The organism is Streptococcus sciuri, from assembly GCF_024814375.1.
GTDB classification, from domain to species: domain Bacteria; phylum Bacillota; class Bacilli; order Lactobacillales; family Streptococcaceae; genus Streptococcus; species Streptococcus sciuri.
Genome location: NZ_JANUXX010000003.1, coordinates 119,845 through 138,803 on the forward strand (window position 1 = coordinate 119,845; position 18,959 = coordinate 138,803).

Annotated in this window: 18 protein-coding genes and 4 pseudogenes; 1 reads left to right on the forward strand and 21 read right to left on the reverse strand. The window is 41.0% G+C overall.

Features of this window, described 5'->3' with window-relative positions; translation table 11 throughout:
• Positions 1 to 12: 12 nt before the first annotated feature.
• A complete protein-coding gene (locus NXS10_RS03845; RefSeq protein ID WP_259137870.1) occupies positions 13 to 2,373 on the reverse strand; it encodes a DNA translocase FtsK in 2,361 nt (786 codons plus the stop codon).
• Positions 2,374 to 2,533: 160 nt separating this feature from the next.
• On the opposite strand from NXS10_RS03845, the gene NXS10_RS03850 reads away from it, so the two are divergent.
• Positions 2,534 to 3,337, forward strand: a complete 804-nt coding sequence (locus NXS10_RS03850; protein ID WP_259137873.1) for a peptidylprolyl isomerase — start codon at positions 2,534 to 2,536, stop codon at positions 3,335 to 3,337.
• Positions 3,338 to 3,371: 34 nt separating this feature from the next.
• Here the strand turns inward: NXS10_RS03850 and NXS10_RS03855 are convergent, their stop codons facing one another.
• The 20 genes and pseudogenes from NXS10_RS03855 to rlmN all read right to left on the reverse strand — a co-directional run bounded on the left by NXS10_RS03855 (position 3,372) and on the right by rlmN (position 18,924).
• Complete coding sequence (locus tag NXS10_RS03855) at positions 3,372 to 4,280, reverse strand: type II restriction endonuclease (protein WP_259137875.1); 909 nt, start codon at positions 4,278 to 4,280, stop codon at positions 3,372 to 3,374.
• Positions 4,277 to 4,385: pseudogene (locus NXS10_RS08625) on the reverse strand (site-specific DNA-methyltransferase); the annotation flags it as partial. The pseudogene NXS10_RS08625 and the gene NXS10_RS03855, both read right to left, overlap by 4 nt.
• A pseudogene (locus tag NXS10_RS08710) lies at positions 4,373 to 4,474 on the reverse strand (type II restriction endonuclease); the annotation flags it as partial. The pseudogenes NXS10_RS08625 and NXS10_RS08710, both read right to left, overlap by 13 nt.
• Positions 4,453 to 5,089: pseudogene (locus tag NXS10_RS03860) on the reverse strand (DNA-methyltransferase); the annotation flags it as partial. The pseudogenes NXS10_RS08710 and NXS10_RS03860, both read right to left, overlap by 22 nt.
• On the reverse strand, positions 5,079 to 5,930 hold the full coding sequence (locus tag NXS10_RS03865) for a DNA adenine methylase (protein WP_259137877.1): 852 nt from the start codon (positions 5,928 to 5,930) through the stop codon (positions 5,079 to 5,081). The gene NXS10_RS03865 and the pseudogene NXS10_RS03860, both read right to left, overlap by 11 nt.
• A 95-nt stretch (positions 5,931 to 6,025) precedes the next feature.
• Positions 6,026 to 6,715: a 5'-methylthioadenosine/adenosylhomocysteine nucleosidase gene (locus NXS10_RS03870; protein ID WP_259137880.1), complete on the reverse strand. Its 690-nt coding sequence runs from the start codon at positions 6,713 to 6,715 to the stop codon at positions 6,026 to 6,028.
• 6 nt (positions 6,716 to 6,721) lie between these two features.
• Positions 6,722 to 6,940, reverse strand: a complete 219-nt coding sequence (gene macP, locus NXS10_RS03875; protein ID WP_259137882.1) for a cell wall synthase accessory phosphoprotein MacP — start codon at positions 6,938 to 6,940, stop codon at positions 6,722 to 6,724.
• Positions 6,940 to 7,494 (reverse strand): NUDIX hydrolase, encoded by a 555-nt coding sequence (locus NXS10_RS03880; protein ID WP_259137884.1) that lies wholly within the window; start codon positions 7,492 to 7,494, stop codon positions 6,940 to 6,942. Before NXS10_RS03880 ends, macP begins: the two co-directional genes overlap by 1 nt.
• 8 nt (positions 7,495 to 7,502) lie before the next feature.
• The gene (gene glmU / locus NXS10_RS03885; RefSeq protein WP_259137887.1) at positions 7,503 to 8,882 is read right to left on the reverse strand and encodes a bifunctional UDP-N-acetylglucosamine diphosphorylase/glucosamine-1-phosphate N-acetyltransferase GlmU; all 1,380 of its coding nucleotides are present in this window, start codon (positions 8,880 to 8,882) and stop codon (positions 7,503 to 7,505) included.
• A gap of 67 nt (positions 8,883 to 8,949) precedes the next feature.
• Entirely contained in the window at positions 8,950 to 9,915 is a 966-nt protein-coding gene (locus NXS10_RS03890; protein ID WP_259137889.1) for a Gfo/Idh/MocA family protein, read from the reverse strand.
• Positions 9,912 to 10,337 (reverse strand): annotated as a pseudogene (locus NXS10_RS03895) (ASCH domain-containing protein). The gene NXS10_RS03890 and the pseudogene NXS10_RS03895 overlap by 4 nt, the downstream one beginning before the upstream one ends.
• Before the next feature lie 36 nt (positions 10,338 to 10,373).
• A complete protein-coding gene (locus NXS10_RS03900; RefSeq protein WP_259137891.1) occupies positions 10,374 to 10,610 on the reverse strand; it encodes a GlsB/YeaQ/YmgE family stress response membrane protein in 237 nt (78 codons plus the stop codon).
• A gap of 112 nt (positions 10,611 to 10,722) precedes the next feature.
• Positions 10,723 to 11,271, reverse strand: a complete 549-nt coding sequence (locus NXS10_RS03905) for a LysM peptidoglycan-binding domain-containing protein (protein WP_373317989.1) — start codon at positions 11,269 to 11,271, stop codon at positions 10,723 to 10,725.
• A 189-nt stretch (positions 11,272 to 11,460) separates the two neighbouring features.
• Complete coding sequence (locus NXS10_RS03910) at positions 11,461 to 12,159, reverse strand: 3-oxoacyl-ACP reductase (RefSeq protein WP_259137893.1); 699 nt, start codon at positions 12,157 to 12,159, stop codon at positions 11,461 to 11,463.
• Positions 12,152 to 12,388: a DUF2829 domain-containing protein gene (locus NXS10_RS03915; RefSeq protein ID WP_259137895.1), complete on the reverse strand. Its 237-nt coding sequence runs from the start codon at positions 12,386 to 12,388 to the stop codon at positions 12,152 to 12,154. The genes NXS10_RS03910 and NXS10_RS03915 overlap by 8 nt, the downstream gene beginning before the upstream one ends.
• A 66-nt stretch (positions 12,389 to 12,454) precedes the next feature.
• Positions 12,455 to 13,579: a restriction endonuclease gene (locus NXS10_RS03920; protein WP_259137898.1), complete on the reverse strand. Its 1,125-nt coding sequence runs from the start codon at positions 13,577 to 13,579 to the stop codon at positions 12,455 to 12,457.
• A complete protein-coding gene (locus NXS10_RS03925) occupies positions 13,530 to 15,494 on the reverse strand; it encodes a DEAD/DEAH box helicase family protein (RefSeq protein ID WP_259137901.1) in 1,965 nt (654 codons plus the stop codon). The genes NXS10_RS03920 and NXS10_RS03925 overlap by 50 nt, the downstream gene beginning before the upstream one ends.
• Complete coding sequence (locus NXS10_RS03930) at positions 15,478 to 15,654, reverse strand: hypothetical protein (protein WP_259137903.1); 177 nt, start codon at positions 15,652 to 15,654, stop codon at positions 15,478 to 15,480. The genes NXS10_RS03925 and NXS10_RS03930 overlap by 17 nt, the downstream gene beginning before the upstream one ends.
• Before the next feature lie 38 nt (positions 15,655 to 15,692).
• Entirely contained in the window at positions 15,693 to 17,609 is a 1,917-nt protein-coding gene (locus NXS10_RS03935; protein ID WP_259137906.1) for a site-specific DNA-methyltransferase, read from the reverse strand.
• A gap of 229 nt (positions 17,610 to 17,838) precedes the next feature.
• Positions 17,839 to 18,924 (reverse strand): dual-specificity RNA methyltransferase RlmN, encoded by a 1,086-nt coding sequence (gene rlmN / locus NXS10_RS03940; protein WP_259137908.1) that lies wholly within the window; start codon positions 18,922 to 18,924, stop codon positions 17,839 to 17,841.
• Positions 18,925 to 18,959 lie beyond the last annotated feature (35 nt).

Here is an 18,959-nt window from a genome sequence, read left to right on the forward strand (position 1 = left end):
TAACTCAAAAACCTACTGTTCTTTCTTAGCTATCAAAACTTTCCGTGGTTTAGTTCCCTCGGCTGGACCAATCACACCCGCTATCTCAAGTTCCTCAATGAGACGAGTAGCTCGTGGAAAACCGACAGAAAGTCTTCGTTGCAACATGGAAGCACTCGCCTTTTGGCTTTCTATCACTAGTTCTTTTGCCTCTTCAAATAAGCCATCACCTTCAGAAACACCTTTTTGCCCAGAAACAAAGTCTTGCTCAGAAACCTCACCAGGGTCAAAGCTCTCGTCATAGTTTGCATCTGCTTGTTCCTTGATGAAGCTAACAATGTTTTCCACATCATCATCAGAGATGAAAGATCCTTGCAAACGAATAGGATGATTCTCATCGATAGGCTTAAAGAGCATGTCTCCCCGTCCTAGAAGTTTTTCTGCTCCATTTTCATCAAGAATGGTTCTACTGTCCGTACCGCTTGACACGGCAAAGGCAATCCGTGAGGGGACATTAGCCTTAATCAAACCTGAGATAACATCAACCGACGGACGTTGCGTAGCTAAAATCATATGGATACCTGCCGCACGTGCCTTCTGACCCAAACGAATAATGGCATCCTCAACTTCCTTACTCGCTACCATCATCAAATCCGCTAATTCATCAACAATGACGACAATAAAGGGAAGTGGAATGTGTTTTTGATCGGACTGTTTATTAAAAGCTTCCACCTTACTATTGTAACCTGCGATATTGCGCGCTCCAAAGTGACTAAAAAGTTCATAGCGCCTCTCCATCTCATCAACAACTTTCTGCAAAGCACGACTAGCTTTTCGAGGATTAGTAACAACAGGAGTCAAAAGATGCGGAATATCATTATAGACAGATAGCTCAACCATTTTAGGATCAATCATTAAAAGCTTAACCTGATCGGGACGTGCCTTCATCAAGATACTAGCAATCATACCATTCACTGCTACAGATTTACCTGAACCTGTTGATCCTGCGACTAGGAGATGAGGCATTTTAGCAAGATTAAAGCTCCTAGCCGATCCATTAACTGCCTTTCCGAGTGGCACTTCTAAAAGATTATTTGGGTGAATCTTAGCTTGCTCCCATAGTTCACGAAAAGAAACCGTTGCAATTTCAGAATTTGGCACTTCAATACCCACTAAAGATTTACCAGGAATCGGTGCCTCTATGCGAACATCCTTAGCAGCTAAGGCTAGAGCCAAATCATCTGCTAGAGTTGAGATACGATTGACACGAACACCGACAGCTGGCTTAACTTCATACTTGGTCACTGACGGACCTATCTCAGCACGCTCAACCTTAACATCAATTCCAAAACTTTTAAAAGTAGACTCCAAAATGGCAATGTTTTTACGCACGATATTTTTTTCTTTAGATTGGTTCTTAGGTTTATCAGATGCAAAGAGTTCAATTGTTGGCAATTGATAATCCAAAATCTCTTTAGGAACAAAATCAACACTGACATCCTCTAGCGCATCCATATCATACATTAAATCCTCTTGAAATTCCTCATTGCTCTGTTCAGATGGCGAAGCTTCTGGTAATTGATAATCCAAAATTTCTGGTAAATCTTGGCTTGTTTCTTCTACCTCCTTATTATCTGATAAAATCTCGCCTGTCTCTAAGTCAACATCCAGATCCTCTAGGCGTTTTTGTACTTTTTGGGCTTCTTTTTCTGCCTGTTTTAAACGTTTTTGTTCCTCTTTCTTAACGAGATTTTCTTCTTTTTTGGCAAAGCGTTTTTGCTTATTTTCTTCGTGCTTTTTAGCAAACTTTTGATACATGCCTTGTACGAAATCAACGACATCATAGATGTCCCAAGGACTCATCAAAAAAACACCTAATAGGATAAATAAAGCTCCAATCATGAAAGCCCCTATATTTGAAAAGAGAAAATCTGTTGGCTTATACAAAAGAGCTCCAATCATCCCTCCACCAACAAAATGCTCAACCTTGAAAGTAAGGAGGTCACTCGTTAAGAGTTTAGCAGTTTGAATAAAAATATCTTTACCACGATTAGCTGAAAGGGCAAATAAATACGCTTGCCACTCAATTAAAAGCCCTATCATCAGTACCATAAATCCACTGATAATCCCTTCATGCTTTTTAATCCAGCGAAAAGCAAAAAGATAAACTAAAATCGCAAAAATAACCACATAAGCAAGACTTCCTACTCCAAATCGAATCACATTATAAGTAGTGATGCCAAAAGCACCTAAACGAATAATGGCAAAAAAGAGAATCAATGCTGTCCCAAACGCCAACAACATCCGCCTAAACGCCCTTTTCTTTTCTTGCTCTGCCTTTGTTGGACGTCGTGTTTTTCGTCCTTTTTTTCCAGACTTTGTTCCTCTTGCCATATGACCCTCCTAGTCATTTTCAGATAATCACAATCCCTATTGTACCACATTTTGAACACTTAGAAAAATCACATAAGAGGAGTTTTTGATAGAATTTTCATAGCGAAAGCTAAGGTTCTGTGTTACAATAGAGAAAAACGTTTTGGAAGGATTTCAATTAATGAAAAAATGGGGAGTTCTATCACTACTATTTGTTCTTCTCCTCACCCTAGCAGGGTGTGAAAGCATTGAGCGTACCTTGAGGGGAGATGATTACGTGAATCAACAAATAGCTGCTAGCTCTAGCCAAGCTGAAAAAGAAAAGGCTACTAAAGAATTGCATACAGCCCTTAAAGCCAAAGCTAGTTCTTTTCCTCAATTAACTGATACCGTCTCAAAAAATGAGGCAGAGATCCTCATGACAACGTCTTTGGGAGACATCACCATTAAGCTTTTTCCTAAATATGCCCCTCTTGCTGTAGAAAACTTTCTCACTCACGCCAAGGAAGGCTACTATGATAACTTAACTTTCCACCGTGTCATCAACAATTTTATCATCCAATCAGGAGATCCAAATGGCGATGGTACAGGTGGAAAATCCATCTGGAAGGGAAAAGACAAAAGCATTGATTCTGGAAATGGCTTTAAAAATGAGATTAGCCCTTATCTCTACAATATCCGTGGTAGCTTAGCAATGGCAAATAGAGGGGAAAACACCAATGGTAGCCAGTTTTACATCAATCAAAATAGTACAAACAATGCCAGCACATTAAAGACTAATCAATATCCTAAAGCTATCATTGATGCTTATAAAAAAGGAGGAAATCCTGATCTCGATGGGCAATACACTGTCTTTGGACAAGTCATCAGTGGCATGGACGTTGTGGACAAAATCGCCCAAGTCGAAACAGACGACAGCAATAAACCTAAGACAGATGTCACTATTAAAACTATAAAAATCCTAAAAGACTATCAGTTTGATTAAGGGATGGTGTATAAAAAACGGCAAAAGCCGTTTTTTATTTGTTGAGTAAATCAGACAAAAAGTTTTCTTTTAACATGTGAAGATTAAAGATATTAGTCATGTGACCAAAAGCTTCAGATAATGGTAAATGCGCTGTTTTCCATCCTTGACCATCAGTGACCCAAATAAATGCAACATCATTTTTTGAAGTTGTGACAAATTGATTGAGTTCTGTAAACTCACCCGCTACTGCCTTTAGCTTACTGCTACCACCGCCGTAGTAGTTGGTTTCAATCAACCAAACTTTATGCTGTTCTTTGGAGTAAATTGCCACATCGAAACGACGCTCAGATTTATCAACGGGAACTTCTATATTCCATTTTTCTTTTATGAAAGGTGCGGTTGCTTGAGTTTTCCACTCTAGACCCAGTAGGTCAGAAATTTTAGAAACATGACGCTCTAAAATGCCTTCCATAGTTGTTCCGCTACGATTTTTTCGTGCATTGCTGTCTAAACCAGCCTCAACTCCGTAAACATAGTCAACTAAGGAACGATTTGCTTTATTCTGCAAGAAATCTAGCAAACCAGACTTTTCAATGAAGTCTACATAGTCTTTGATAATATCTGTATCAATTTTCGAAAAGTTGAGTTGTTCGAAACTCATGTTATCTTGTTCATCTATAGAAAGAACATCTAAAATTTTATCACGACTGGCAATTAGGCTTGGGATCGCACGCAACAAGTTTGGTTGCTTCGCAAATAGCGACAAAGCTTCATCATAGATTGACTCTTTGCCTATTAAGTAATTGAGCGTATTTAATTCTAGTTCAAATTGTTTAGTTTCTCGCTCAACTTTATCCCAGTTGACGTAATATTCAGGCGTGCGGTTTGTTACAGATAAAGTTGATAAAAACTCTTTAAGCCTATCTTCTGGCGAGAGTTGCAAATATTCATTTAATTTCATAATACCTCCTTGCTACTTTCTTTTTCTAATCTTGTTCTTGCTATTTTTAAAATCTCGTTCAGCATCTATTCCAATAAATTTTCGTCCTAACCTTTTAGCAACTCTGGGTGCTTTTGAAATAAGGCAAGTGCCTCATCGTATATATTTTCTTTCCCAACGAGATAATTAAGCGTATTAAGCTCTAGTAAATATTCAGGTTTCTGGGTTGGGTGCTTACCAGCCCATTTTTCAGATTGTTTCGTAAGCGAACCTGTCCAAACATCCTTCATCTGCTTACCATCATTTATTTCTTTCATTAAGTCATAATTATAGTAATGACGAGCTTTTTTATCGTCTTTTCTAGCCCAAAGTATGGTTTCTGTAGAATGTGTGAAATAGCGACAAGATAAATTAGGTGCTGGATTTGTTTTTTGCCAAGTGATATTGTTTAGAATTTTAAATCCTTCTTGTTCTAAAGCCATACCAACAGAATATATGTTGTGAAAACTTCCTGAAATCCATATTGTGCCATTTGGCTTTAAGACTTTTCTGGAAAGATTTATCCATCTTCGATTGAAGTCATGTTTTTCTTCAAGCGATGAGACCTTATCCCATTCCCCTTTATCAACAGAAACAACCTGTCCGCCAGAATTTGAAATACCCCCATTACTCAAAAAGTAGGGCGGATCTGCAAAAATCATATCCATGCTTTCTGGCTTCATTTTTGATAGAAATTCAAAAGTATCAGCATGGACAAGAATAGCTTTATTTTTATGATAGTATGGTTTCGTCATTAAAACACCCCCATACTTATATTCGTTATTTGTCATCATTCGTTACAATCACCTCTGATACTTTACCACGACTAGAAGCCTTGGCGCCATTCGCTCTTGTGACTTCTATACTGTGGATAGTAAAATCTTTATACAATTCGTAAACCAAAGGACTGGAAGAATTGGATAACATCACGTGTACCCCCTTTTCTGACAATCTTTTAAATGTATCTCTGAGGCGCACCTGATCGTCATAAGAAAAGCCCTCATGTGTGTAAGAGGTGAAAGCACTTGTCTCTGAAATAGGGATATAAGGCGGGTCAAAATAGACAAAATCGCCAGCCTTAACGTCTTCAACCGCCTTTTCAAAGTCCCCATTCATAATCTGAATGCTGTTTTCATTTAGGTACTTCGAAATGGATAAAATTAAGTTTTCATCAACAATTTTAGGATTTTTATAGCGACCATAAGGAACATTGAATTGATTTTTTGAATTAACACGATACAGTCCGTTAAAGTCAACTCTGAGCATATACAGGATACGAGCAGCCCTTTCCGTGTCAGACATTTTTTTAATCCTACCATCTCTGTCAACTGACCGTAAATCTAAGTAATATTCTTTAGAATTACTTTCCTTGTGTTTAGATAGTAGCTGGATTAGTTCTTCCGAATTATCTCTAATTTGTTGATAGCAGTTAATTAGTTCACTATTAAAATCGTTTATTATAGCATCAGTGGGTGATAGTTCAAAAAATAAAGCTCCTCCGCCTACAAATGGTTCAAAATACTTATTGTAATTGTCTGGCATCAGTGATGTGATCATTGGTAATAGCTGGCGTTTACCCCCTGTCCACTTTGTGAAAGGTTGTAACGGTATGTTTACACTCTTTGTTTTCATAACCTTATTATATCACAAGTCCTGTTTTATCATTGTTAAACAAAAACAAGCTAAGAAAAACTAGCTTGCTCTGTGTTTAACTGCCGTCTTTTTATTTATAATTTCTCCAAAAAAGCAATTAGCATTTGAGCGGAGCGTTTACCGGCTTCTATGATGAACTCATCAAAGGTGATGTTGGCATCATGGCTAGCGGTATCGCTCATCGCTCTGACCACGATGAAAGGACGCTTTGTTGCATACGCAGCTTGCGCAATCGCAGCTCCCTCCATCTCAACAGCTAGAACATCTGGAAAAGCTTTTTTTATACTATCGTTCTTATCTTGACAAGCAATAAAGCTATCACCTGTTGCAATCAGTCCGATATGACTGTCTATATCTTGTTCTTTTAGAATTTCCTCAAAGACGGCGATGAAGTGCTCATCAGACTCGAAATAAAGAGGCTGTGTAGCCATCTGTCCATAAGCATAACCAAAAGCTGTCACATCTACATCATAATAAACCAAGCGAGTGGCTACCACAACATCACCGATGGCAATCCCTTTTCCCACAGCACCTGCTGATCCTGTATTGATAATAGCGTCTACGTCAAAGAAATCCACCAAAACGGCAACACTCATGGCAGATATGACTTTACCAATACCAGATTGCACAAGCACTACTTCATGTTTTCCAAGTTTTCCGCTATAGTAAGTCTTTCCTAAACGTGTCGTTATTCTTTTTGTGTCTAATTTATCTACTAAAAGCTGCAATTCCTGATCCATAGCAGCAATAATTCCAATTTTCATCTTACCTCACCAATTAAAAACAGCGTAAACGAGTGCTACAATCAATAGTAACACAATCCCAAGTATAATATTCAACTTACGTCTAAAAGCTTTACGCCTTTCCTGCTCCATTTTACGGCTCTTATAAATAGGACGAGAGGCGTCATCAATCTGAAAGTCCTCATCATCTAGGTTGTTGTGTTTTGCTTTTTCAATGATATCATCTGTAAGTAGAGGAGTTCCCACTAGATATCACCTCCGTAATGAAGCGCATAATATTGCAGAGCAATGAGGGTCTTGGCATCGCAAATCTCCCCTGATTTGACCAAGTCCATACACTCTTTATAACTAAGCTCAAATAGCTCAATAACTTCATCATCATCTTGAGGACGAGGATGTTCCACTTTTTTCAGTTCCCTAGCCAAATAAAGTCTAATTTTTTCATTTGAAAAACCAATCGCTGTGTAAAAAGTGTAGAGAGGAGTGAGTTTTCCTTGATATCCTGTTTCTTCCTCTAGTTCACGACTAGCTGCATCCGTTTCAAAACCCGTTTCGCCTTCTTCTAGTTTGCCTGCTGGAATCTCATAGGAGACTTGCTCGATGGCTTTACGGTATTGTTTGACAAGGATAATTTTTCTCTCCGCAGTGATTGCTAAAATAGCGACGGCACCTTTGTGAAAAACAAGCTCCCGCTTTGATGTACCTAAGTTATTTGGCAGTTTGACCTCGTCAACAGCGACCTTAAAAATCCTACCATCAAAAATCTCTGTACGTTTCAATGTTTTTTCTTCAAAATCCATAACTTACCTCATTTTTGCGAAGGGTGGTGGGGCTTATTTTTAGCATATCCTTCTTTATTGACCTGACGCGCTCGTCCAATAGCAATACTATCTTTCGGTACATCCTCGACAATACTAGAACCTGCGGCTGTTAGAGCATTATCACCAATAGTTATAGGAGCAATTAAAGTTGAGTTGCTCCCAACAAAAGCATTATCACCAATAACTGTCTTGTACTTGGACTTGCCATCATAGTTAACCGTAATGGTTCCAGCACCAAAATTGACTTTACTTCCCACTTGAGCATTCCCAATATAGGTAAGGTGACCCGCCTTAGTATCTGCACCGATGTGAGATCCTTTGACCTCTACAAAGTTTCCAATATGAACATTTTCCTCAAGAGTAGAGTCTGGTCTAATATGGGCATAAGGTCCAACTGTCACACCTGTAGCAAGATGCGATTGCTCAATCATTGAATGTGTGATAACGTTTCTCTCTCCAATGATGGAGTCAATAATCGTAGTTCCATTGGTTAGGATAGATCCTTCACCAATCTTGGTATGTCCTTTTAGAGTCACATTTGCTTCGATAAGCACATCATCAGCAATTTCTACGTCAATATCAATATAAGTTTCTTTAGGATTAATAAAGGTGACACCATTTAGCATGTGCTGTTTATTGATACGCTCTCTCATTACCTCTTTGGCAACAGACAATGCGATACGATCATTGACCCCTAAGCTTTCATTAAAATCACGTAACTTATACGCTCCTACTTTTTCACCAGCACCTTTAAAAATGCCAATAACATCCGTTAAATAGTACTCACCTTGAGCATTATTGGTATTGATATTTTTAAGTGCTTCAAAGAGACGTTTATTATCAAAGACGTAAGTACCAGTGTTGATTTCGGTGATTTGTTTTTCAAAATCTGTGGCATCTTTTTCTTCAACAATCTTTGTCACTTCCTCATCAGAATTGCGAATGATACGTCCATAGCCAAAAGGGTTGGTGGCATCAGCAGTCAGGATTGTGGCAATATTTTTATGATTGATATGATAATCAATCAAATTCTTTAAACTCTCACCTGTAATCAATGGAGTATCCCCAGCAATAACCAGAGTTTGACCATCAAGAGCAGATAAGTCTTTTTCAGCCATCATAACAGCGTGCCCCGTCCCCAATTGATCTTTTTGGAGGACAAAACGACTAGCATCTCCCAAAGTCTGACGCACAAGCTCTGCTTTATGACCGATAATAGTCACTGTTTTTTGAGGGGCAATCGCCTGAACATTGCGAAAAACATGCTCTAACATAGTAATGCCAGCTACCTTGTGCAGCACTTTAGGCAAATCCGATTTCATACGTGTTCCCTTACCTGCAGCTAAAATAATTGCATAATTCGACATAACACCAATCCTTTATCTATAAGTAAACTGCTACTATTATATCATAAAATTGCACATTATAGGCAGGCTATTTCATATACTCTCGTGCATTATCTAATACTGCCATCACTGCTAAGCTATGTTCTAACGCTTTTTGAGCTGATTTGCTATCTCTAGTCGCTAAAATACGCTCAAAGTTCTCAAACTCTGCTTGCATACGGTGTTTATTGGCATTATGATCGATGAGATGGCTTTTCTCCTTATTCAAGGTTACTTGGATGACTGGTAAGCTGTTTGTTGCTCCTAATATAGCAATAGACCCTTTATTACCTTGGATAGTGGAGCGTGCTTCTGCTTCACAATCTTTTGCAGCGATACAAACACACTTAAACCGATCAAAGTCCATAACCAATACTCCAGAGGTATCCACATCTTTTTCCTTATTTGCCAAATAATACACAGACTTTGGCTGACCAAAAAGACCTACGATGAGATGGATATTATAGATATTAAGATCATATAAGGCTCCTCCTCCCATCTCTGGATCAAAAGCTGGAGCTACTTCACCTTTCTTAAAAGCATCATAGCGTGAAGAATACTGTGAATAATTGCACTCCACAATCTTAATCTCACCAATGGAGGGGAGCGCCTCCTTAATCACGGCAAAGTTTGGCAGATACTGATTTGTAATAGCTTCTAGTAAAAAGACCTGTTTTTGCTTTGCAATAGTTGCCAAGTCCTCTAAATCTGATTTTTTAAGCGTAAAAGGCTTTTCACAAATGACGTTTTTTCCAGCTTGCAAAGCTTTTTTAGCATAGGTATAGTGAGTGTTGTTGGGTGTTGCGATATAGATTGTATCAATCGCATCACTTGCTAACAAATCTTCATACCGATTCGTTGCAATCGGTATCGCATAGCGATGAGCCAACTCTTGTGCCTTACTAAGACTGCGTGGGGTGGATAAAATCCCTACTAACGCTATGCCTGTTATATTCTCCAAAATAGGTAACACTTCTTGAACAATTTTACCTGTTCCTAACACTGCTAACTTCATTTTATGTCCTCTTTCTTAGGATAAATCATTTCAAACTCTTCTAAAAAACTCAAACTGTCCTCACTAAAAGTCAAACCACACTTCGTAAACCATTTATTGAAAAGTTTTTCGTGTTCTTTTTACCACCATAAAAGACTCCTATCGTCCTCGCCTTCTTTGTAGGCATGCTGAGCTGATACTTGATAAAAAGGCACTAGACTAACTTTCTTGATTTCAATAATGCAGACGACTTTATCCTGACTATCTAAAAAATCTCCCTGTAGCAATGGTGCTTCTGTCTCGTATAATTCGTAAGCAAATGATGTCGCTGTTTTAATACCCTTTAGAACCAAGTTAGCTATCGTATCTGCCACCGCACCAAAAGACAAAGTATCCATGTCTTGAGTGATTTCAGAATGAGTAGCGAGAAAATCTTGACACATGATTTTGGCTTTTACCATATCATCTCTGTAATTTTCTTAATGTTCTCCGAAAAGGAACGTGGCAACAGCGATGACAATGATGGCACCCAAAATAGAGGGAAAGATAGCCATGCCTGCAAGATGTACTCCCCAAGCGCCAAAAAGACGCTGTCCAACAAAAGCACCGAGTAATCCTGCAACAGTGTTCCAGATACAGCCCATTGAGCGATTTTTTCCTGTTATAATACTAGCTATCCATCCGACAAAAGCGCCAACGATAAGTGCGCCAATCATAGATATTCTCCTTTTTCGTTTGTACTAGTTTGATTATAGCATGATTAAAAGGCTTTGACAAAAATCCATCAATCTAAAAATAAAAAAGCTAGTCTAGCTAGCTTTTTAGATATTACAAGCCCCAAGCCCCAAAACCTGAAGATTGGTAAGCACGAATAGCGGCTTGGATTTGAGCATCAACGCTTGAAGTATCGCCCCATATTGGCATTGTTTGGAAAAGACCAGAGGCACCTGAAGGGTTGTAAGCATTAACATTACCGTTTGATTCTTTAGCAATAATATATTCCCAAGTGCTTGCACTTGTTCCGGTTGCAGCAGCTACTTGAGCAGCAGCATAAGCTCCTACGGATCCTGCAGTATTGCCATTTGCTAACACAACGCTAGATTGGTAAGTTGCTGTCTCAGCAGGTGCTGCTGATGCTGTTTCTACTGCTGTAGAGGCATCAAGCTCTAAAACCTGACCAACGTGGATAAGGTTGCTATCTGCAATATGATTTAGGCGAACGAGTTCGTCAACCGTTGTATTGTGGTTTGTGGCGATGGCTGATAAAGTATCTCCAGCTTGAACAGTATAGCTATCTGCATGAGCTACAACACCTGCTATAGCCAATCCAAGTGTTGCCAAAACCATCACTAACTGCATTTTTATTTTGTTTGTCATATATCTTCTCCTTGATATGATATTACTCCTTCTCAAAAGGGAGTTAACTTGTTGAATCTCTCAACAACGTTATTTATCATACACACTTAAGGTGACAAACAGATTGGCTTTGTGTAACATTGATAACAAAGAGATTGACTTTTATCAACGAAAGCTTAAATAAATCTTAAAAAAGAGCAGTTTTCTTTTTTATTTTAAACTCCAACCACCATCTATCTTAACAATAGTGCCTTGCATAGCACTTGCTTTCCCAGATGCTAAAAAAAGAGTTAGCTCCGCAATTTCCTCTGGCAACGTCCAGCGCTTAATCGGAGTCTGTGCCGCTACCCAATCAGCCAAACCGCCTGGCTCAAAGTCAGTTGCTGTCATTCCCGTTTTGACCGCACCAGGAGCGATGCCAAAGACCTGAATACCTTTATCAGCGTAGTCCAGAGCGACTTGCTTAGTCAAACCAGCAAGAGCATGCTTGCTGGCGGTATAGCTAGATCCGCCACCGCCTGCCAAAAAAGAAGCAATAGAGCACATATTGATGATGATACCTTGCTGACGTAATAACATCTTAGGCAGATAGTGGTGCATTAGATGAGTAGGTGCATAGAGATTGATAGCAAATAGTCGCTCCATATCTGCCATACTTTGCTCAAGAAGTGGCTGATAATTATCCAAGATACCTGCGGTATTACAAAGAATATCGACATCTGCTACTTGCTCAAACAAACTCTCTAAATCTGCCGTTAGATCCAGTTGAAACGTGTGCAAGTGTTCATCTTGCTTATCAATTGCTGACTTATCTACTGCAAAAACCTCGTAGCCTGCCTCTAAAAAGGCACACATCTGAGCTCGTCCGATACCGCTAGCTGCCCCAGTGATAAGTACACGCTTAGTCATCTACTGATACCCAGTCTGTCGCTAAAACATCACAGGGTGTTGGACTCCACATCGAAAATCCTTCTCCTTCACCAGAGACGTTGATGAGAAAATAAGGTGTAACCTTAAGCGACTGACCACCAACTTCAAGCCTATCAAAAAGCTGGACGTAATTTTCAGCGCCACCCCAACCAGTTCGGACGTATTTTTTCTTGGCTTTCAAGCCCGGTAAAATCTCTTCAAATGTCATTGTGATACCTCTTTTTTCTTTTACTCTTATTGTAACAAAAAGGTAAAAAGAAATATAGAGGGATATTTAATCATTCACTTTTTCCATCAACTCTGTAAAATCACTCACCACGTCATAATGACAACCCTTCTCTAGGTGACCTGCTGTCTGCAACTCTCTAAAATGTGCCTTCGCACAGTTTATCTTGTCCTTTTCCTTACCTCTCAAATCAGTTTCTTTGCTAGAACCTTTTGTCTCGGCGACAAAATAAATATGCTTGACGTGGTCTTTTTTAAAGGCTATCGCCCAGTCAGGATTGTAGTTCCCAAAAGGGGTTGGAATATGAAACCAAGTCGGCAATTTAGCATAGACCCTGACGTCACCAGAGCTATCCAGTTGCTGTTGAAAATTTGCTTCGGTGTTTGAGTCGACTTTGACATAGTTGTAAATTGAACAATTAGCACTGAGGACATGACTATCATAGGCAGGAAACTTGGCACGCTCAGTAGTTTGATAAAAGAGAGCACTATCGTAGTTATCGCCTGTCAGTCTATACTCGATGTCTTGTCCCATACTGATAGCTTTTTGTTCATTGATGAGACTGGCTGTTTTTCGAATAAAGTCCTCTGGGTTTTGCTTAAAGGTGTCAAACTTGCTAGGACTAATCTGTGTCAGTATCTTTGCTATTGTCTTGCGAGTGAGATTTGTTTCTTGGCTCAATCGATCAAGCAAGTCATAGCGCTCAGTGATAGGAGACGGTTGCATTTTTTCCTCAAAATGCTGCATAAGTGTCGCCTCCAGCCTATCTGTCTCTAGTCTGGTGACTTCCGTTTCTTGTACACTATAGGTCAATGGTCTGATGTAAAGACTCGTATTAATCGCCTGTATCGCATCTGTTATCAGTTTGTCTTCGTCAAGGTGAATGCGATAAACGGACTTTTGATTGATACATTTCCAGAGCTCTTTAAAGGCTTGGAATTTCTCGGTATTGACTTCATCTCTAAAAGCAAAGTCTTCTTGGTTGGCGTTTTCAACAGGGACATGCAGACTGACTTTGTCTAGCAAGTCTGCCATAGACGCTTCAAAGCCCTCTAATGCTCTGTCAAAGACTAGCTGATCTATCTCTTTTGCCACGTAGTAGCGTTCGGTGAGAAAGCCCTCTTCATCCAGATAACCTTGTTGTGTGAGCTGATAGAGGATTTGACCTGCCAAATTCCTCTTCGATAACTAGTTCTTGTCCTGTCTCATTTCTCAAAATCTTCCTCTTTAAAAAACTAGAGCTGACTTGATAGGCTCTATCCTTGAGTTCCTCACGCAACTCTCCTTGCAAGCCTCTAGCAAAGCTATCATAACTTTCATTGGCGATGATGGTGAGCTTATTGATGTCATGGACTTTCTTGTCCCCGAGAAGTTCTGCGTCTTGGCGGTTACCATTTTGATTGACACACAGACGCATGCCTCGTCCAATCTCCTGACGTTTGCGTATTTCGGATTTGCTCTTATTGAGGGTACAAATCTGAAAGACATTGGGATTATCCCAGCCTTCTCTGAGAGCAGTATGCGAAAAGATAAAGCGTACGGGCTCTTCAAAGGACAGCAGACGTGCCTTGTCTCGCATGATGAGGTCGTAGGCTTCCTTGTCAGAGGAGTCCTTTCCTTCCTCAGACTCTGTCTTGTAGTCGATAAGGATGGTCTTAGCAGGCCTTTTATCGACTTTTTTCTTCGAAAAGTAGCCTGCATGAACAGTACTGGAGTCTTGGTAGCGCTCCAGATAGCGATAATAAGCATCTGGCTCTTTTTTATGCTCTCGGAGATAAGAGCTGACTTGCTTGTGGTATTCCTCCTCAAAGAGAGTCGCATAGTCGCCGTTGTGCGCATGATGTTGCTCATCGTACTGCTTGTAGCGTGCGACTTGGTCGATGAAAAAGAGAGATAACACCTTGATTCCACGCTGATAAAGCATAGCTTCTTTTTGCAAGTGCGTTTTGATAGTCTCTCGTATCTGCAAGCGACGCATATCAAGATCGGCAATCTCTCCGATGACCTCACCTACAGCTAGGCGATAGCTAGCGCCTACCTGAATGCTATTGGTAAACGGTCTAGCATCAAAATCCTGCAAGGTCATCCCCTCATAGGCTGACAGCCCGCCTGATGCCTGATAGAGGTCAAAAGGAGCTGATATGAGCTTATTAACACGCTTGATACCAGACTTTGTCCTCCTCTCAAACTCTATTCTCGCTTTTGGGGCACCTGTTGGCTGAGGGATGATCGCTTGCAGATAGAGGTAGCCTGTCGTTCCCGTGCTTGTGGTCTGTGCAATACTTTTGACCGCTATCTTTTTGACCAAGTGCTTGTTATAAGCATCCATAGCGTCTAGGCGGTAGAGCATGTCGTGCTTTTCCTTATGCGTAGCTGAGTAACGCAAGGTAAATAGGGGCTTGAAGTCTCGTAGATTCTTTTTGGTTTGCTCCCCCTCAACAGACTGTGGCTCGTCGATGATAAGGATCGGCCTCGTCTTTGCGATGATCTCCATCGGCACTTGATTGCGGATGCTCTCGTGTGCTTTGTATATCCGCTTGGTGCGTGTGCTAAAGGCTTGGCTATTGATAATCATGACCTCAATGTCGGCACTTGTGGCAAAGTTGTCAACAGCGGTGATAGTGTTAGAGTCATAGACAAAGCTCCGTGGGCTCTTGCCATAGTAAAGGCGAAAATGATCGCGCATAGCCTCAAAGGACGTCCATACCCCCTCACGAATAGCAACACTCGGCACAACGATGACAAACTTGAGCCAGCCATAGCGTTTATTAAGCTCCATGATGGTACGGATATAGGTATAGGTCTTGCCTGTGCCTGTCTCCATCTCGATGGAGAAGTTATAGCTGTCTCTACCGTCAAACTGACTGATAGAGAGGGAGCTTGATGGAGGGAGGTGATGATTGATTTGGGTTTGTTGGACACGCTTTTGGATAGTCTCCTTTCCCAGTCTGATGGGAGCGTTGAGGTGATAGGCGAGCAAGTCCTCTCGCTGTGTGATTTCGGTCAGCTCTTTTTGTCCCTCAAAGAGGTCGCAGACACTAGAGACCGCCTCTAGTTGAAAGTCCTGCTCTTTAAACTGTAGTTTCATGGGCTACCTCGTTTATCTTACTCCTTTTACACTTTTTGTAGCGTGAACACATGATGCTAATCGCCTTGTGGAGGGCGATGATGTCTGTCATGAGCTGATAAAAGCTGACCTTATCCAGCTCTATTGCGGATAAAGGTTGGGTATTGTAAGTGTTTACCATAGGGGGCTCCTTTCTTGATAGGGTGTCTTCTGCACTTTTTACACCACCTTGACTTGTGTTTCTGGGCTGAGTTCTTTGAAGATTTGGATAAGGTTGATTTTATCGGAGGAGTTGGCAAAGCTAGCATCCCAAAAGACGGCACGCTCTGGCTGCGCCTTTGCGACTGATCGGATAGTGTCTTCTCCGATGACCTCGTCAAAGCAGGCGATGAGTTCGCCATCAGCGACGGTATAGATGGTGTTATCCCCCTGCTTTTGCTGGGTGATGGCTAGGGAGAGCTGGCTGCCCCAAGAGAGCATGACCTGAAAGAGGAGGTCAAGGGCACTAGTTCCCTCACGGAGATGATTCACACTAGCCAGCAAGTCGCCCTGCACGGTATCGCCAGGTGTCAAAGCTACGTCTCGGAAATTAGACTCTGCTAGCCTAAAGGCACGAAAACCAAGGTCAAGGCTGTCAGCCTTATCTGCTTGCTCGGTACGAATCTTATTCGCTGCACGTCTGATGCGCTCACGCGCAATCTGATCAATGGTATCAAAGCCTGCTTTTTTAGCAGCGGAGCTTTCCGCCACCTCGTCTAGAGTACAAAGGATATACTTTCGCTTACCTCCATCCTCGGCATTCAACTGCATCACCGCATCTGCCGTGGTCGCTGAACCAGCGAAGAAGTCCATAAATAATGAGTCATTTTCAAATATGCTCAGTATTCTACTCATAAATGTCAGTTGCTTCGGATTATCAAAATCCAGTCCAAAATCTTTTAACCGCTTGTTGTCTGGACGTTGGTCATCACTCATAATTGATTTAGGCCTTTGCTTTGAATTTTCATCCAAATATCTTTTTATCCTAGGTAGACTCCCATCAGTATGAAAGTGTATTCTGTTATCGTTTATTAACTCCAATAATTTTTCTGTTTTATATCTAAATCCTCCAGGAGGGACAGGATCTTCCTTGTTTGTTAATGGATTGATAATTGGTTGCATACTCCCATTTTTCACTCCACCTAAGTCACCTTTCATATATACTCCCCTTTTATCAACATACCAATAATTTGTAAAATCAATAAATCTCGGATATTTTGTTAATTCTTTTAACTCTGCTGTAATCTCATCAGATGAAAGCCCCATTTTTTGTAACTTAACTATTCTTTTTTTATACTCAGCTATATTATTTTTATTTACTTCCCATTTATTTCCAGCATGCTTTTGATTCAATGAAAGAATATCTTTTGAATAGACTAAACAATATTCGTGACTTACGGAAATATACAAACTTTGATTTTTAGAACTGTTTGTATTTCTAGTTATGCTTGCAATAAAATTCTCCTGTCCAAACACTTCATCGCAGACTTGTTTGAGGTTGGCTTGTTCATTGTCATCAATGGAGATAAAGATCACGCCACTGTCCTTGAGGAGGTTGCGAGCAAGCAGAAGCCTAGGATAGATCATGTTGAGCCAATCGCTGTGATAGCGTGAGTTGGTCTTGGTATTTTTTCTGAGACGCTGTCCCTTCTCATCGAGATTGCCTTCGCGTGCGTCTTGCTCCGCTTTTGTCTGATGATAGTTGTCCCGATAGACGAGATCATCACCCCTATTGTAGGGTGGGTCGATATAGATCATATCCACCGCTCCCAGATAGGACTCTTGGAGGATTTTCAAAACCTCCAGATTGTCACCTGTGATAAAGACGTTTTCACTCCCTTCAAAGTTCACACTCTCATCAAGGTCAGGGCGTAAGGTCTTGGTCGTGCGGCGACCAGCTTGGCGCAAGGAAGAAGTCTTGCCCACCCAGCGAAACTCATAGGTCTCAGGGCTAGTCGCTAGAGTCGGTGCGAGAAAGTCTCGCAGTCTCTCAAAGTCCACGCTCCGACGCAAAAAGCCGTCCTCTCCCCTGTCCTCTGTCAGACATGTAGGAAAAAGACGACCAATCTGCTCTATCAACTGCTCACGCAAGCACACTGAAGACAGGTCTAGCTTGTCAAGACCTGTGTAGGTGCCTACTTTTCGTTCGTTCGTTCGTTCGTTCGTTCGTTCGTTCGTTCGTTCGTTCGTTCGTTCGTTCGTTCGTTCGTTCGTTCGTTGCTCATGGTATCATCTCCTTTGTTGTGTTGTCAAGAGGTCACATTCATTTTATCATATTTTGACCTAAAAGAAAAACAGCTGTTGACTCAACAGACTGTTTGCGTGCTTACTGCTTCTTTGCTAGCCTTGCTTTTTGGCGGTCACGCTTCATGGTATTGGAGCGTAGCTGTCCACAGGCTGCATCGATATCTGTCCCATGCTCCTGACGTACGACACAATTGACACCGTTTTTCTTGAGCACATCATAGAAAGCATCAACACGCTCCTTTGGACTGCGGCTATACTGGTCATGTTCACTGACAGGGTTGTAGGGGATGAGATTAACATAGGAGAGCTTACGGATGTTCTTGGTCAGATCTGCTAGCTCTTGTGCTTGCTCGATATTATCATTGACCTGATTGAGCATGATATACTCAAAGGTCACACGCCGATTGGTTCTCTCGATGTAGTAAGAGATAGCATCAAAGAGCTTTTCTAGTGGAAATGATCGATTGATGCGCATGATACTAGATCGTAGGTCATTGTTTGGCGCGTGCAATGACACTGCTAAATTTACTTGAATCCCTTCATTAGCAAAGTCACGAATCTTGTGCGCAAGCCCTGACGTTGACACCGTGATATGACGAGCACCGATAGCCAGACCGTTATCATCATTGATGGTTCGTAAAAAGGTCATGACATTATCATAGTTATCAAAAGGCTCTCCGATACCCATGACGACCACATGACTGACACGCTCATCTTGACCACGCTCATCAAAATAGCGTTGCACGAGCATGATTTGGGCAGTGATTTCACCACTGTTGAGATCACGTTGTTTTTTAATCAAGCCACTCGCACAAAAAGTACAGCCGATATTGCAGCCGACCTGTGTCGTCACGCAGACAGACAGACCATAGTGCTGACGCATAAGCACCGTCTCAATTAACATACCATCTGGCAATTCAAAAAGGTACTTGACCGTACCATCAAAAGACTCCTGCACGATGCGTTGCTTTAGAGGATTGACACAAAAATTATCCTTTAAAAGAGCGATAAAGTCCTTTGAGATATTGGTCATCTCATCAAAAGACTGGATACGCTTACGGTACAGCCAATCCCAAATCTGCCCAGCTCTAAACTTCTTTTCACCGTGCGCTATCGCCCACTCAATCAGCTCATCTCGTGTTAAACTATAAATCGATGGTTTCATATCATTCTCAAGCAACTTGACGTTGCTCTCCTCCT

Bases quoted from the DNA above. Each gene is read 5' to 3' on its own strand.
- NXS10_RS03850 (WP_259137873.1), top strand. From the start codon at position 2,534: ATGAAAAAATGGGGAGTTCTATCACTACTATTTGTTCTTCTCCTCACC.
- NXS10_RS03890 (WP_259137889.1), bottom strand. From the start codon at position 9,915: ATGAAGTTAGCAGTGTTAGGAACAGGTAAAATTGTTCAAGAAGTGTTA.
- NXS10_RS03900 (WP_259137891.1), bottom strand. From the start codon at position 10,610: ATGATTGGCGCACTTATCGTTGGCGCTTTTGTCGGATGGATAGCTAGT.
- glmU (WP_259137887.1), bottom strand. From the start codon at position 8,882: ATGTCGAATTATGCAATTATTTTAGCTGCAGGTAAGGGAACACGTATG.
- NXS10_RS03930 (WP_259137903.1), bottom strand. From the start codon at position 15,654: ATGGTAAACACTTACAATACCCAACCTTTATCCGCAATAGAGCTGGAT.
- NXS10_RS03870 (WP_259137880.1), bottom strand. From the start codon at position 6,715: ATGAAAATTGGAATTATTGCTGCTATGGATCAGGAATTGCAGCTTTTA.
- NXS10_RS03905 (WP_373317989.1), bottom strand. From the start codon at position 11,271: ATGACAAACAAAATAAAAATGCAGTTAGTGATGGTTTTGGCAACACTT.
- NXS10_RS03865 (WP_259137877.1), bottom strand. From the start codon at position 5,930: ATGAAAACAAAGAGTGTAAACATACCGTTACAACCTTTCACAAAGTGG.
- NXS10_RS03855 (WP_259137875.1), bottom strand. From the start codon at position 4,280: ATGAAATTAAATGAATATTTGCAACTCTCGCCAGAAGATAGGCTTAAA.
- NXS10_RS03880 (WP_259137884.1), bottom strand. From the start codon at position 7,494: ATGGATTTTGAAGAAAAAACATTGAAACGTACAGAGATTTTTGATGGT.
- NXS10_RS03845 (WP_259137870.1), bottom strand. From the start codon at position 2,373: ATGGCAAGAGGAACAAAGTCTGGAAAAAAAGGACGAAAAACACGACGT.
- rlmN (WP_259137908.1), bottom strand. From the start codon at position 18,924: ATGAAACCATCGATTTATAGTTTAACACGAGATGAGCTGATTGAGTGG.
- NXS10_RS03915 (WP_259137895.1), bottom strand. From the start codon at position 12,388: ATGACATTTGAAGAGATTTTACCGGGCTTGAAAGCCAAGAAAAAATAC.
- NXS10_RS03925 (WP_259137901.1), bottom strand. From the start codon at position 15,494: ATGAAACTACAGTTTAAAGAGCAGGACTTTCAACTAGAGGCGGTCTCT.
- NXS10_RS03910 (WP_259137893.1), bottom strand. From the start codon at position 12,159: ATGACTAAGCGTGTACTTATCACTGGGGCAGCTAGCGGTATCGGACGA.